At 67.6% G+C, this 14366-nt stretch carries 13 protein-coding genes and 2 pseudogenes; 11 read left to right on the top strand and 4 right to left on the bottom strand.

Annotation, left to right across the window (positions count from 1 at the left end):
- Positions 1-114 precede the first annotated feature (114 nt).
- A pseudogene (gene msrA, locus OHT21_RS16260) lies at positions 115-562 on the top strand (peptide-methionine (S)-S-oxide reductase MsrA); the annotation flags it as partial.
- A gap of 241 nt (positions 563-803) precedes the next feature.
- On the opposite strand, the gene msrA (OHT21_RS16265) reads toward msrA (OHT21_RS16260), so the two are convergent.
- Positions 804-1316 carry a peptide-methionine (S)-S-oxide reductase MsrA gene (gene msrA, locus OHT21_RS16265; RefSeq protein ID WP_328769036.1) on the bottom strand — a complete coding sequence of 171 codons (513 nt, stop codon included), beginning with the start codon at positions 1314-1316 and terminating at the stop codon, positions 804-806.
- Positions 1317-1930: 614 nt separating this feature from the next.
- Complete coding sequence (locus OHT21_RS16270) at positions 1931-2767, bottom strand: NmrA/HSCARG family protein (RefSeq protein ID WP_328769037.1); 837 nt, start codon at positions 2765-2767, stop codon at positions 1931-1933.
- Positions 2768-3214: 447 nt separating this feature from the next.
- On the opposite strand from OHT21_RS16270, the gene OHT21_RS16275 reads away from it, so the two are divergent.
- Both OHT21_RS16275 and OHT21_RS16280 read left to right on the top strand, forming a co-directional pair.
- Positions 3215-3496: a transposase gene (locus OHT21_RS16275; protein WP_328769038.1), complete on the top strand. Its 282-nt coding sequence runs from the start codon at positions 3215-3217 to the stop codon at positions 3494-3496.
- A 72-nt stretch (positions 3497-3568) separates the two neighbouring features.
- On the top strand, positions 3569-4396 hold the full coding sequence (locus tag OHT21_RS16280) for an IS3 family transposase (RefSeq protein ID WP_328769039.1): 828 nt from the start codon (positions 3569-3571) through the stop codon (positions 4394-4396).
- A gap of 221 nt (positions 4397-4617) precedes the next feature.
- Here OHT21_RS16280 and OHT21_RS16285 read toward each other — a convergent pair whose 3' ends face one another.
- The gene (locus OHT21_RS16285; RefSeq protein WP_328769040.1) at positions 4618-5541 is read right to left on the bottom strand and encodes an LAETG motif-containing sortase-dependent surface protein; all 924 of its coding nucleotides are present in this window, start codon (positions 5539-5541) and stop codon (positions 4618-4620) included.
- Positions 5542-6379: 838 nt separating this feature from the next.
- Between OHT21_RS16285 and OHT21_RS16290 the strand changes: the two genes are divergently transcribed.
- The 8 genes and pseudogenes from OHT21_RS16290 to OHT21_RS16325 all read left to right on the top strand — a co-directional run bounded on the left by OHT21_RS16290 (position 6380) and on the right by OHT21_RS16325 (position 12157).
- Positions 6380-7141: a hypothetical protein gene (locus OHT21_RS16290; RefSeq protein WP_328769041.1), complete on the top strand. Its 762-nt coding sequence runs from the start codon at positions 6380-6382 to the stop codon at positions 7139-7141.
- Positions 7142-7490: 349 nt separating this feature from the next.
- Positions 7491-7616: a hypothetical protein gene (locus OHT21_RS16295; RefSeq protein ID WP_328769042.1), complete on the top strand. Its 126-nt coding sequence runs from the start codon at positions 7491-7493 to the stop codon at positions 7614-7616.
- 208 nt (positions 7617-7824) lie between these two features.
- Positions 7825-8157: pseudogene (locus OHT21_RS16300) on the top strand (DUF4291 family protein); the annotation flags it as partial.
- A gap of 196 nt (positions 8158-8353) precedes the next feature.
- A complete protein-coding gene (locus OHT21_RS16305; RefSeq protein WP_328769043.1) occupies positions 8354-9115 on the top strand; it encodes a hyaluronoglucosaminidase in 762 nt (253 codons plus the stop codon).
- Between the two features lie 37 nt (positions 9116-9152).
- The gene (locus tag OHT21_RS16310) at positions 9153-9341 is read left to right on the top strand and encodes a hypothetical protein (RefSeq protein WP_328769044.1); all 189 of its coding nucleotides are present in this window, start codon (positions 9153-9155) and stop codon (positions 9339-9341) included.
- Positions 9342-9534: 193 nt separating this feature from the next.
- Positions 9535-10650 carry an AI-2E family transporter gene (locus OHT21_RS16315; RefSeq protein ID WP_328769045.1) on the top strand — a complete coding sequence of 372 codons (1116 nt, stop codon included), beginning with the start codon at positions 9535-9537 and terminating at the stop codon, positions 10648-10650.
- Between the two features lie 220 nt (positions 10651-10870).
- A complete protein-coding gene (locus OHT21_RS16320) occupies positions 10871-11566 on the top strand; it encodes an alpha/beta fold hydrolase (RefSeq protein ID WP_328769046.1) in 696 nt (231 codons plus the stop codon).
- 126 nt (positions 11567-11692) lie between these two features.
- Positions 11693-12157, top strand: a complete 465-nt coding sequence (locus OHT21_RS16325; RefSeq protein WP_328769047.1) for an SRPBCC family protein — start codon at positions 11693-11695, stop codon at positions 12155-12157.
- 86 nt (positions 12158-12243) lie between these two features.
- On the opposite strand, the gene OHT21_RS16330 is transcribed toward OHT21_RS16325, so the two are convergent.
- Entirely contained in the window at positions 12244-14289 is a 2046-nt protein-coding gene (locus tag OHT21_RS16330; protein WP_328769048.1) for a serine/threonine-protein kinase, read from the bottom strand.
- Positions 14290-14366: the final 77 nt, after the last annotated feature.

Raw genomic sequence — 14366 nt, forward strand, 5'->3', positions numbered from 1 at the left:
CCGTTCCCTCCCGCAAGACCGGCTAGATGACCGACAGACACATCACGCCCAGGAGCGCCAGGACCCACTCCCGCTCACCAGAACACGCTTGAGCACACTCCAGATGGAACAGCTCGTTACCCCACGTACGAGGAGGTCTGCTCGGGCCTGACCGGCCACACCGAAGCGGTCCGAGTCGTCTACGACGCGTCGCTCATCTCGTACCAGCGCCTCCTGAAGCTCATCTGGGAGTCCCACGACCCCACCCCGGGCTTCCGCCAGGGCAACGACGTGGGCACCCAGTACCGCTCGGCCATCTACACCCACACCCCGGCCCAGGCAACGACAGCCGAAGCCTCCCGCGCCGCCTACCAGCAGGTCCTGACGGGCTCGGGCTACGGCGCCATCACCACGGAGATACCTCCGGCGGAGGGGCGGCCCCTGTATCCGGCGGAGGGGTATCACCAGCAATACCTCGACAAGAATCCGGCGGTGCGGGATCGGGGGGGGCAAGCTAGGTGACCCCTCCCAGACCAACAAGGGCGCTTCCTGCCCCATAGGCGTCGCCACGACCGACGGCTGAGACGCACGGCTTCAGCGGTACAGGCTCTGACCACGGTGGTCGGGGTCGGTATGCGTACGGAGTGGTTCTCAGACTCGCCCAGGCGAAGGTGCATCCTGTCACCGCGCCAGGTACAGCGCCCTCCAGCCGAGAGACACATTTTCCGCTGCCGGATCGCCGTGATTGTCAGGCCAGTCTTTGCTTTCTCCGCACGGCAAAGCTCAACCGGGATCGCTGGACCGTTGTTTTGCCCTTCCCCGAGTCAGCCCGCCGCGCGGGCGGGCAGCCGCCATCCAGGGCGCGGGAAGTGGCAGGTGTAGCCGTCCGGGTAACGCTCCAGGTAATCCTGGTGCTCGGGCTCGGCCTCCCAGAAGGGGCCAACCGGCTCGACCTCAGTGACGACCTTGTCCGGCCACAGCCCGGAGGCGTCCACATCCGCGATCGTGTCCTCGGCGATCCGCTTCTGCTCGTCATCCACGTAGTAGATCGCCGAGCGGTAGCTGAGGCCGATGTCGTTGCCCTGACGGTTCTTGGTGCTCGGGTCGTGGATCTGGAAGAAGAACTCCAGGATCGCGCGGAAGTCTGTCCTCTCAGGGTCGAAAAGGATCTCGATGGCCTCCGCGTGCGTGCCATGGTTACGGTACGTCGCGTTCTGCACGTCACCCCCGGTGTATCCGACCCGAGTCGCCGTCACACCCGGGAGCCGACGGATCAAGTCCTGCATCCCCCAGAAGCATCCGCCCGCGAGCACGGCCCTCTGCGTCTGCGCAGCCATTGCGGTCCCTCCAATATCTGTCAGCTCGGTCACTCGGGCTGCTCGGCTCGCACACCACCGGCTTCCCATACTCATTCCCCTCAACGCACGAGGGTTCTAAGCGATTCCGTGCCCGTCCAACCGGCCCTGCGGTCGGCCGCCACGAGGAGTGCACCCACCGGTTGCCTCCCCACGCCGCTGCCCTAATCCGGAGAACCCTTGGCTCACCGGTCGCAGGCGTAGACCTGTGCCCCGCTCACCTGCCAGCGGCCGGCCGAGCCCGGTGGTGTTCATCACCCCGTCTGCCGCAGTGCTCCTCCGGTCCTTCTTTCAAGCTCTGGTGACCTGCGGGGCTCCGGATCAGAGGACGCGCCGACGACTGCCGTAACAACGCGACCGGCATCCTCATGGGCTGTCATATCCATCAACACCGGTGTGTAGGTGGCCAGTTCCGATTCCTTACTGACGGCCAGTTGGCGGGGAGCTAACTGGCCGCAAATGTGACAGCGGGTCACGGCATTCCGTGCTCGGATGCCCCGGCGATATGCGTCGTGCAGACGCTTTCGATGTTCCCGGCGGTGCGCTCGCTGCCCGGTTGGCTGCGGCCCCGAGTGTGGACAGGGTTGGACAGGGGGTCAGGAGACGGGTGTCTGCAGCCGTCGGGACAGGAAGTCTTCGAAGGACATGAGGGCTGGATGCAGGCGCCGCAGGGCGGGGATGTCCGCCTGGTAGCCCTCCTCCGCGAACCACTCGAACATGCGCTCCTCGATCGGCAGGGCCTCGAAGCGCGTTGGAACGCCGGTGACCCGTTCATAGATCTCTGCTACCTGGGGGAAGGTGACCTCGTCGCCAGCCAGCTCGATCTGGCGGCCGATGTACTCCTGCGGGTCGTTGAAGGCGGCCGCAGCGAAGAACCCGATGTCGTCGCTGGCAATCAACTGCATCGGCTTGTCCGGCTTCACGGGCAGCGACATGAGCCGCTCGCCCTCGGCGTCGGCGTAGTGCAGCAGGTTGTTCATGAAGAACACCGGCCGCAGGATGGTGGCGGGCAGATCGAGGGCCAGAATGTGCCGCTCGATCTCGGCCTTGCTCTCGAAGTGGTCGATCCCAGTGCGGCGTTCGGCCCCTCCCACGGAGCTGTACACGAGGTGCTCGACCCCCATGGCCTTGGCCGCGTCCGCCACCGCCTTGCCTTGGCGGACCTCCGCGGCGAGCGTTGCCGGCTCATACGCGAGTGCCTGCACGCTGAATACGCCGTGGATGTCGGTCATGGCGCTACGCAGGGACGCGTCGTCGTCCAGATCGCCCCGGACGAGGGTTGCCCCCTGCTCCTTGAGGACCTGGGCCTCGGGCTTGTCCGGGTTACGGACCAGGGCGCGGACGCTCCATCCGCGAGAAAGTAACTGTCTTGCGGTGGCGCCGCCCTGATTACCGGTTGCGCCGATGACCAAGATGCTTTGTGTGTCGATCACGATGACCCCTGACCTCGCGGCGGCCGCTCCTGTCTGCGGCTCGCCCGACGGCTCAACCTTGCAACCTCAAGCAGAGTTGAGGTCAACCCACCTGGCTGCCTCCGGACGCGGCAATGCAAGCCCGAGGACGACAATCCGAGGGCGGTTACGCACAGTCACCCCGTATCTGGCCGTACTTGGGGAAATCTTGCTGGCCGCCGTCAACCGGTGGCAGAAGTTCAAGATGCTGATCTTCCGGCGGCGAGTGCGCGAACTGCTCTGGGCTGTTCTCGGACCGGAAGGCAGCCCTCGTCACGCTCGCAGCAGTAGGCAGCTTCCTCGCAGGACTGGTGGCGCTCACACCTGGCGTCACTGTCTGATGTAACGGGTCACATGGCACCTGAAGCTTCCCCTTGATCGTGGACACCTGGAGACTGGGACCGGAGGTTCCAGAGGAAGTAGCACCAGGTGGGAAGCAAGTACACGAAGCGGTACACCGAGGAGTTCAAGCGGGACGCGATCGCGCTCGTCGACTCCTCGGGCAAGACGGTCACCGCCGTCGCCCGGGAACTCGGCATCAGCTCCGAGTCCCTGCGCGGCTGGTACCGCGAGGCCAAGGCAGACCGGGCAGAGGGCGCCCCTAGCGAGCTGACCAGCGCCGAACGCGAAGAGCTCAAGCGGCTGCGCAAAGAAAACCGGGAACAGCAGCAGACGATCGAAATCCTGAAAAAAGCGCCGCCTTCTTCGTGAAGGAGAACGACCGGTGAGCGAGTTGTACCGGTTCATCCACGCGGAGAAGGCGAACGACCCGATCGTTCTGCTGTGCCGGGCGCTGCAAGTGGCCCGCTCCTCCTACTACGCCTGGCGCGATGGCGAGGCCGCCCGCCGCAAGCGCCAGGCGGCCGACGACACGCTCGCGCACGAGATCACCGTGCTGCACATCGCCTCCCGGAAGACCTATGCCTCCCGCGCATCCACGCCGAACTGCGGCGCTTGGGGCAGCGGGTGAACCGCAAGCGCATCGCCCGCATCATGCGCGAACGCGACATCCGCGGCGTCACCCGGCGCAAGCACCGCTCGCTGACCCGGCCGGACAAGAAGGCGAAGCCGGCCCCGGATCTCATCGGCCGCGACTTCCACGCCGAGCGTCCCGGCATCAAGCTGGTCGGCGACATCACTTACCTGCCGACCGCCGAGGGCTGGCTTTACCTCGCCTGCTGGCTGGACCTGGCCACCCGCGAGGTCGTCGGCTATGCCATGGCCGACCACCACCGCGCCGAACTCGTCATCGACGCTCTCGACATGGCCCACGGCCGCAGCGGACTGGAGCCCGACTGCGTGATCCACAGCGATCGCGGCAGCGAGTACACCTCGGCCCAATTCTGCGACCGACTACGTGAGTTGGGGCTTCGGCAGAGCTACGGGCGCACCGGATCTTGTTTCGACAATGCCGCCGCGGAGAGCTTCTGGGCCCTGCTCAAGGAGGAGATCGGCACCCGCACCTGGCCCGACCGGGCCACCGCCCGCGCCGAGGTCTTCAACTTCATCGAGACCTTCTACAACCGCCGCCGCCTACGCAAGCACAAGACCTTCGGCTACCTCACCCCGGCCGAGACCAGGCAGCGCCATCAACACGCCCTCGCGGCGTAACCATCACGTGTCCAAGATCACGGGGAAACTTCACTACCAGGCGTACCCCAAAGCTTAAAGTTCCTCTGCTCGACCTCGGAGTGCGGACGCAGATAGTTTCCTAGATCGTTAATGCACCAGACGTCATTAGGCGAAGATCACGAGCGCCCCGGCGGCCTCATGGGAGACATCGCCGGGGCGGACGTACTACGGGACTGCGGGTGTACTACGGAACCGCGGAGTCAGGAACCGGTCTTGGCCGCGCGGCGGCGTCGGGTCCCGATGATGATCGCGCCACCGGCCGCGAGGAGCACCGCGGCGCCGGCCGCGAGCGGCATGGTGGCGCTGCTGCCGCCGGTCTCGGCGAGGGGCGGATTGGAGCCGTTGGGCGTCGGCGCGGCAGGCGGGGTGGACGACTCGGACTCGGAGGGGGTCGGGCTCGACGGAGTCTCGGAGGCGGGCGGGGGCGTCTCGGATGCCGGGGTGGTCGGCGTCGGCGGCTGGGCGGGCTCGGGGGCCGTCGGAGTCGGGGTGCCCGGCGTTTCGGACGGCTGTTGCGTGCAGTCCTTCGTGCCGCCGTTCCATGCGGCGATCAGCTTGTCTTTAATGACCGGGCGGTCCGGGCCCTTGGGCACGTCGCCGTGCTCGAAACCGTCGTTCGCGTCGAAGTGGCCGTCGAACTTGACGGCGCCGCGGTACAGGTCGATCTGCGCAAAGCAGCCCGCGTCCGGCACCGCGATGTCGAGGGAGCCGGTGGCTCCAGGCTTGACCGTCACGCTGTCGAAGTCGTGGAAGACCTGCAGGCCGGAGGCCTCGAAGGTGGCTCCGTGGGCACGGTACGCGGCGAGCGAGGCGGTGCAGGTAGTGGCGTCACCGGCGGTACGGACCGTGACGTGGACCTTGCCGTCGTCGCTGGGCTTGAGGTTCTGGTCGTCGACCTTGACCGAGTCGTAGAAGTTGGTCCCGTCGAGGGAGAACTGGCAGCGATCGGTCTCAGTCTTCGTGCCCGCGCCTGTGCCGGGCTTGTAGCCGTCGCCGGACTTCCAGCCGTCGCCGCCGGGTGTACCGGTGGCCCAGGCGCCGGTGGCAGAGGCGGCGCAGAGGGTGATTGCTGCGGCGCCCGTCCCCAGCAGGCGTCGCAGGGTGACACGTCTCGCTATGGACATGCGGATCCCATCTTGGCTTGTGCAGAACCCGGGTGACGGCAGCAGGGCAGCACGCAGCGGCCAGCCGTACCGGGGTGAGTGGTCGAAGACTCACTGGGCTCATTGGTCACATGCGCCACAGTGAGACCACATGGTGGATCGCCTGCCCGGACACTGTCAACCTGCGGTAATACACGGGTAGTTCACACGCCATCACATTTCCGCCACAGAAGGAATGACCTGGTCCGCCACACAACCGCGAACGCCAGGCCGAGCCTGAGATGTCCGTTCAGCGTCTTCCGTGGTGGTCGCATCCCCACCGGGGAAGGCGGCGGTCAGGGGTAGGCGGTGGTGCGGGCGACGTGGGTTTGCCGGGGAGACGCGCTGGCGAACCGCTTCCAGTTCGTCGCCGACCACCAGCGCCGCTTCGGCGGCTCGGCTACGGCAAGAAGGCAGTACAGAGGAGCAATGGCAGGACCCTGCGGCCGAGGCCCATGCGGCATGGGCTCCATTCAGTGCTGCTGCGGCCGCTGTCACAGTCGTGGGTCCCAGGTTTGTGGCTGACGCGGCCGACACACTCCGAAGGACGCTGTACGACGTGGACATGGCGGGGACGGCTTGGCACGATGCCGCGCGCCAAGCGGGAGACAGCCGCCTCGAAGTCTTCGACGCGCGATACGTGCAGGCAGTTGAAGCAAAGCGTGCACCAGGGAGCGACTTTCAGATGGCAGCACGCAGAGCGTTGAACGCGGAGACCTGAAAGCGCCATCACGGGCCCGCCGAATGGCCGCCGAGTCCGCTGGTCTTGCTCCTGGCCTGCCATAATCAGGCAGTTTCCCCAGGGGTGGGGTTCTTCAACATGGGAGGCAACGTGGCTCTCTTCAGACGCCGCAGACACGAGGGTCCTGATTGGGTCACGGACCTGCCGGGTGCAAGCCGGACATCGCGAAGGTTCTACCAAGCGCTGATCCAGCAGTATCTGAACGTGATCAAGATGCACTCTGCGACCGGATCGTTGGTGAAGGCGGGCACGTGGGACGGCGTGGACATGCTGGCCCACCTCCACGACACCAAGGTGAAGCAAGCTGCCTTCGACGTCCGCGGGGTCGACATGATGAGCCCCGAGGTCCAGGCCGCCCTCCGGGTCGGGCTCAATCAGTTCGCCGAGCACTACGGCGTGCGAGGCAGCCTCGTCAGAGCCTGGGGTGCTGCCAAGGCCTTCAACCAGGGCTTTGAGTCCGAGTGGCAGCCGTCGGAACGGAACCGCTTCAACTGGTGGGCAGAGCAGACCATCGCTTTTGCATGCATCCTGCACCCCGCGAAGGAGGGTGAGCCCGTCGTCGACGGGATCCTCCTCTTCGATCACGTCATGTACGAGTTCACGCCTGACTCCGAGTCTCAGGATCAGGTGCGCTGGGGCCGGCGCCAGGTCCATGACGTGGATGAACCAGTGAGCGGTGCGACGGTTCTGCACCTGGACCAGGCGACGGGCTACTCGCATGCTGACATCGCCAGCAAAACCCGGGTGCAGCGTGAGACCCCAGCTGGGCCGGTCTTCACTGACCCCAGCCGGCCTCTGCGGCGTACCAAGCCACGGCGCGACTGGGGTTCAGTGGGCTGAGCTTCAAGGGCATGCCGTCCGCGTATGTCAGGGATGTGGGCTGTTGTCGGTGAAGACAGGCATGCCGAGGTCAACCAGCTGCGGTCGGCCATCGGCTGGGCCCGCTTGAGGCTGTTGAGCTTGCCCATCGCGGCGTCGAAGCTGACCTGGAGTCCTTCAACTTCGCCGAGCCAACCGTTTCCACGGGCTTCGGTGATGCGCTCGCGGAGGTTCTGGATGATCTCGATCAGGCGGGGCCGCTGGTTGGGATCCATCTGGAGGACGGGGCAGCGGATGCAGGCGTGTTCGCGCTTGCAAGGGGTCCGTAGGGGCGCCCGCAGGTCCCCAGGGAAACCTTGCGCAACTCGAAGTGCTGCTGGAAGTCGTGCCACTCCTGCTCGGTGGGCTCCCGGTATTCCTCGACTGGGCGTTCGGCCCGGCGGCGGTCGAGGAAGCCGCGGTAGGTGCGGATCAGGTCGTCCTGGAAGACCGCTAATGGTGCACTCGGGTATTGGAACTCCCTGAATAGGGTGCTTGTGCGGCGCCCACATCGGTGACGTGGGCGCCGACCGGTCGGTGTCAGCTTGGCTGTCCGGTGAGCCGCGAGAATACGCAAGGTGCACAACGAATCCGACGGCACCTACGGCGACTTGCGCGTCGCGGCCGAACTCCGAGCCAACCGCAGAAAGAACCATGAACCATGCTTGACCTGGGTCAAGCATGGTTCATGTGGATGATGTACCGCTGCGGCTGGGGTACGAAATCCGGTCAGGAGACCGCCCTGGCTGTCGAGATCACCCGCGACGGCTTCGAGTGGGCGTTACGCCACGCGTGCCTGTCGAGCTACGTGCGCGGGGTGCACCCCGACCCCGCCACCTGGCAGCGTCAGCTGAAGCATGCACACGCTCGTCGGCAGCGGCGACCTCGACTCGGCGGCCCGCCTACTGCCACAGGAGCGGCCCTACCCTGCCGCAGACGAACCGCTGACCCACCTGCGTCCGTGTGACCACAACCAACAGTCGCCCAGGGTCACATGACATCACAGGCTCGTCGGCACAGGCGTTTCCTGCCCGATCGGTGTCGCCCAGGCCGACGGCTGACCTGAAAACGCGTACAGCCAACGCGTACAACCAACCGGAAAGCGCCGGAGTCTTACCCCGGGATCCGTCATGGCCTCGCCGCACAGATGCGGCGCGCGGCCTGGCTGGAACGACACGGAGAGTGGGTAGGCGAATGCCGCTGGCGCGCAGGCTGTTTCTGGGGAGCTTCACGGCGGGTGCGGTGACCGTGGCGGTGGGCGGCGCGGCCTCGGCAGCCACGGATGGCGCGACCGGCGCCGCCGCGGAGGCGGCCGGCGAGCCCACGACGTTCGACGGGCCCGTGTCGGCGGAGAAATTCACGACCAACTCCGCTGGGCTGTCCGCGTTCTTCAAGACGACCTCGAAGACGGAGCACGTCGCGACCCTCTATCAGGCCGGCACTTCCGGCACCGGGGTCGCGCTGAATGTCATCTCCGACAACCCGGACACCTCGGCCATGTACCTGTCCGGCACGGAAACCGGGCGCGGGACGCTGAAGATCACCCACAGAGGACGCGCTGACGGGTCGGACAAGAACGCTGCCGCTCTGTCGATAGACCTGCAGACGGCCGGGACTGCCGCACAGGGCATCTTCCTGACCGGGACCAACGGCGCGACCACCGGCAACCTCATCTGCCTGCGCAACAACGCAGGTCTGGACGACTTCGTGGTGAAGGGAACAGGGCGGATCGGAATCGGGATCGACCGTGCGGCCACGCCTCGCGCCCAGGTCCACATCGTCCAGCCGGCCGGCGCCCCGGCGGGACTTCTGGTCGAGGGCGTGGTGAAGATCGCGGACGCCTCGACGGTGCCGACGTACGTCGACTCGGCAGGTGGCGGCGCCCTGTACGCCGCGGGCGGAGCGCTGATGTGGCGAGGTTCGAACGGCACAGTCACGCGTATCGCGTCCGCCTGAGCAATCCAGAGCGGAGACGGAAGCCAGACCGGAGACCATGGTGCAACTGACCCCGGAAGAACTCGTGTCGGAGTTCCACGACGCGGTAATGGAGCTCTACTTCGCAAGGAAGCGAATCGCCGCCCTGGAAGCGGAGAACGCCGCGCTGAGAGCCCGGCTTTCCCCGGCCGGACAGGGGGCTGTGAACGAGGGCGCTGCGAGCGCCGCCGAACCAGAAGGCCGCTGAAAATGTTGTTGTGGGGCTGTCCGGCCGGAGTCCGGGCGGCCCCTTTCGTCATGCGGTGGCCGGGGCTAGGTGCCTGCGCGCCCGTAACACCGAGCCCGACGGGCTGCGTAGCCCCGAACGGGCCCCGGTTCGGCGACGCACAGAGCGCGGACCAGCGGTGCCAGTGTGACTTGAGTGCCAATAGGGTGAGCCCGTGACTGCCGCCCTGAGTTCCACGAAGACCCGCGCCGCGCTCCGCACATCGGCGCGTGTGTCCGCAGAGTTGCTGCTGATATTGGTGATGCTCGCGGTGACGTTGTGGGTTCTGGGCCAGATGTGGTCGATCGTCTGGCCGCTCGTGGTCGGCCTGCTCCTGACCACACTGACCTGGCCTCTGACTCGTTTCCTGCGTCGTCACGGGTGGAAACCCGCCTTCGCCGCATCGGCCGTGACCGTGCTGTCCCTCCTGGTCGCGGCGGGCGTCGTGGCGTTGATCGCAGTACCGGTGGCGTCCCAGTCCGGCGAGCTGACCGACGGCGTGGTCGAAGGCATCCAGAAGCTGCGCGAGTGGGCCGCCGGTCCGCCGTTGAACATCGGGGACGCCGAGATCAACAAGGCCTTCGACACCGCGGTCGCCCGGGCTCAGGACGGCCTCGGCAGCATGGTCGGTACTGTCGTCACGGGTGTGAGCACCGTGGTCAACGGCGTGGTCACCGCCGTCCTGGCACTCTTCCTGATGTTCTTCTTCCTCAAGGACGGCCCGCGGTTCCTGCCGTGGCTCGCACGCCAGCTGCCCGGTCGGCTCGCCACCGACGTCCCGACCGTGGCCGCGCGCAGCTGGGACACCCTGAGCTCGTTCGTGCGCTCCCAGGCGGCCGTCGGCCTGATCGACGCGGTCCTGATCGGCGTCGGCCTGTGGATTCTGGGGGTGCCGCTGGTGCTCCCGCTGGCGGTGCTGACCTTCGTCTCCGCGTTCGTGCCGATCATCGGCGCCCTGTTCGCCGGCTTCGTCGCGGTTCTTATCGCTCTGGTCTCCAACGGCCTGACGGACGCGCTGATCGTGCTGGCCATCATCGTCGTGGTGCAGCAACTCGAAGGCAACGTGTTCCAGCCCATGATCCAAAGTCGTGGGCTTGGCCTCCATGCAGCCGTGATCCTGCTGGCGGTGACGTTGGGCGGCAGCCTGGCCGGCATCGTGGGCAGTCTGCTCGCCGTACCGATCGCCGCACTGATCGCGGTGGTCTGGAACTACGGGCGCGAGCAACTCAGCGACCCGTCACAGCAACCGCCGACCGGCGAGTCCGAGACCGGCGCCGTCGTCGTGTCATAGCAGGCCTGCGTTCGGCCACCCGGCCGACGCTGCAGAAGCAGTGAACGGCGTGTCTAAAATCAGTCGCCGCCTGAACTGGCCGCCCCCAGGCTGTACGCCTTGGCAGAGCGCACCTGCCCAGCCCGAAGACTGAATCACCCATCGCAGCGGACCGTCAGAACCTCTAGGCGACTGACCTGAATTCAGTTAAGGTTCCGGGTCATCGACTAGGAGGTCGCACATGTCCTTCGTTCTCATTCACGGCGCCGGCTTCGGCGCGGACTGCTGGGACGAGTTGATTCCTCACCTGAGTGCGGATGTGCTGGCGGTCGACCTTCCCGGCCGCGGCACGAGGGCCGAAACCGAACTGGGCACGGTCACTCTCGCGGACTGCGCCGACGCGGTCCGGGAGGACATCGAGGCGAAGGACCTGCGGGACGTGGTGCTGGTCGGCCACTCCTTCGCGGGTGTCACGGTGCCGCTCGTCCTGAACCTCATACCCGAACGGATCCGTCAGGTCGTCCTCGTGTCCGCTGTCGTACCTCCCGACGGATCCCGGGTGCTCGACCAGATCGATCCCGGCGTACGGGAACTGGTCGAGCAGTCCATCACTGCCGGGGTCTACCAACAGACCCGCGAGGGTGCTGCCGCGATGCTGTGCAACGACATGGACGAGGCGACTGCCACGTCCGCCCTGGACCGGCTGGCCGACGATTCAGCCGCGCTGCTGAGCGAGCCCGTGGACCTGAGCGGCTACCGGCGGGACATCTCGCGGACATACGTGCACCTCACCCGGGACCAGTGCTACGTCGAGGAACTCCAGCAGCGATCCATCGCACTGCTCCAGGCGGACGTCATCGACCTCGACACCGGTCACATGGCAATGATCAGCGCGCCCGAAAGGCTCGCCGCCGTCCTCAACACCGTTCACGGCTAGTGCTGTGGCCGGTTGGGCCCGGGGCGTTGTCCGCTTCCGCCTGGGTCGCCGGCTTCCGTGCCGTTCGGGAAGAAGTCTGGCGGGCAGCCGATGCAGTCGCCGGGGCCTGGTGCTTTGATGGATGGCATGACCAGCAGAAGCGTGGTCGTGGAGCGGCGCATCGCCGCAGGCCAGAGACGTGTGTGGGAGGCCCTGACCGACCTGCAGGGCATGGAGCGCGTACTCAGCGGCGTCTCGAAGGTCGAAATCCTCACGGACGGGGCCTTTGACGTCGGCACGCGGTGGCGGGAGACCCGGCGCATGTTCGGCAAGGACGCCACCGAGGAGATGTGGGTGACCGCCAGCGAACCACCCGAGCGCTATGTGGTGGAGGCCCAATCGCGTGGCACCCGTTACGTCTCGGAGTGGCTGCTGCGGGCGGACGGCCCGTCGGCGACGACCGTCCGCATGACGTTCAGTGCCGAGGCACCAGGCGGCGTCATGGGCCTGCTCGCCAAGATTCTCGGCGGCGTGGGCGCACGGGCAGTGAGCAGAGCCATCGCGAAGGATCTCGACGACGTTGCCTCGTCGGTTGAGGGCCGCAGCGACTGATCCTCCCGGAGTTTCGTGCCCGACAGGTGCTGGGGCCCGCCGAAGGGTGACCGGTGACCGGAAGGGCACCTGCCGCGGGCCGCCTCTCACCCCCGCGTATACGTGAGCCGCTCGCCGCCCGCCAGTATGCGTACGAGTGTCTCGCCCTCGCGGCGCAGTGTGGAGGAGCCGCCGAAGTTGCAGGGGCCGGAGGAGTTGGCGCGGTCGGCCTCCGGTGGGGCGAAACGGATCGGGCGGTTCGCCTCGCCTGTGGAGACCAGGTTCATGTCGGCCTCGCAGTGGTTGCCGGCGCCGTCCGAGACCAGTGCGGCGGCCGGGCTGCCCACCGGCTTCTGCTCGATGGTCATCCGCTGCGTGCCGCCGCCGTCCAGAGGCCGCTGCCAGGTGCCGAGCACCCCTTCGGGGAGCTTCTCCGGTCCCGCGATCCTGCGCAGTTCGGCGGTACGCCCCGCGGCTTCCCAGCGGAGGGAGTCACCCGCACCTCTGGAGAGGACGTGCTCGCCGAGGGCCGAGCAGGTGTCCGGAGGGACGCTGCTGACGACCTTGGTGTCCAGCCGCAGTGACGTACCGCTGCCGTTGCCGTTTCCGCCGCCGGAGGGCTTGGCGGTGAGGGTGCCGTCGCTCTTGCACTCGTAGTGCTTGCCGAGGCTGATGCTGGTGGCGACGATCTCGCCCACCTGCCCCGGCGAGACGGCGAACCGGCGGTACTGACCGGTGGGCTTCCCGTCCCGCTCGACCGAGCCCGCCCAGATGCCGACGAACTCCTTGGGCACGTCCGATTCCGGGCCGCCGCCGTCACCGGAGCCCGACTCCGAGGAGTCCCCGAAGGGCAACGGCACACCGGCGGCCGACGCACCGAACACGGCGCCCGCCACCACCACGGCGGCGGCTCCCAGCGCGATCGCGACCCGTCGGCCCCTGCCCGCGCGACGGGGTCGCGACGACGGATCCGGAGCCGGAGCCGCCTCCGCGGACCGGAGGTCCGGTTTCGGCACGACCTGCGTCCCCCACTCCGACCGTTCCGCCACGGGAGTCTCCTCCCAGCTCGCGGGGAAACCGGCGGGTGACGACGCGGACTCGCCCGATCCCGATCCCGATCCCGATCCCGATCCGGGTGCCGATGCCGGTACTGGCGCCGACGACGGAGAAGCAGACGCGGAAGCGGAGGCGGTCGACGCCGGCGCCCCCGACGCCGGCGTATCCGTGTCCAGCAACTCAACAGCGCTGCGCCCCAGTTCGGCGATGATCTGGGCGGGCAGCCACGGCGGCGACGAGGTGCCGGTCGCCACCGGCTGCACCCGTGCGGCCACCTCCTCGGGAGTCGGCCTGGCCGTCGGCTCCTTGGCGAGGCAGTCCGCGATCAGTTCCCGCAGCGGCTCCTCGATCCCCGCCAGGTCCGGCTCCTCCTGCGCGATGCGGAACATCACGGCGTGCACACCGCCGGAGCCGCCACCGCCGAAGGGGGTCTGCCCGGTCGCCGCGTACGCCAGTACCGCGGCCATGCAGAAGACGTCGGCGGCCGGGCCCACCGGCTCGTCCCTGATCTGCTCGGGGGACATGAAGGCAGGCGAGCCGACGAGCATGCCCGAGCTGGTCAGGGTCGAGCCGGGCACCGCGTCCAGCGCCCGCGCGATGCCGAAGTCGATGACGCGGGGGCCGTCGATGGTGATCAGGATGTTGGAGGGCTTGAGGTCCCGGTGGACCAGTCCGGCCCCGTGGATGTCGAGCAGGGCGCAGGCGAGTCCGTAGGCGAGCGTGCGTACGGAGTGGGCGGGCAACGGGCCGTGCCCGCGCGGCGAGACGATGTGCTCGAGCGAGGATCCCGCGATGTAGCCGGTGGCCACCCACGGCGTCTCGGCCTCGGTGTCCGCGTCGAGGACCGGCGCCGTCCAGCGGTCGCTCACCCTGCGCGCCGCCGCGACTTCGAGCCGGAAGCGCTCGCGGAACTGGGGTTCGGCGGCCAACTCCGGCTTGATGAGCTTGACCGCGACCGTGCGCCCGCCCTCGGAGCGGGCCAGGCAGACCCGGCCCATGCCGCCGGCGCCGAGGTTTCTGAGCAGCCGGTACGGCCCGACTCTGTCGCCGACCCCCACGTGGCCGGCATCGAAGTCGCCCGTCGCCGGCGTCGTCATCTGGCGTCTCCCCTCGGTCTGCGCTCCGCCCCACTCTCCGCCACGAAGGTCACGAGTCGGCTGCCTATGAGCTTCCG

Source organism: Streptomyces sp. NBC_00286 (assembly GCF_036173125.1).
GTDB lineage: Bacteria > Actinomycetota > Actinomycetes > Streptomycetales > Streptomycetaceae > Streptomyces.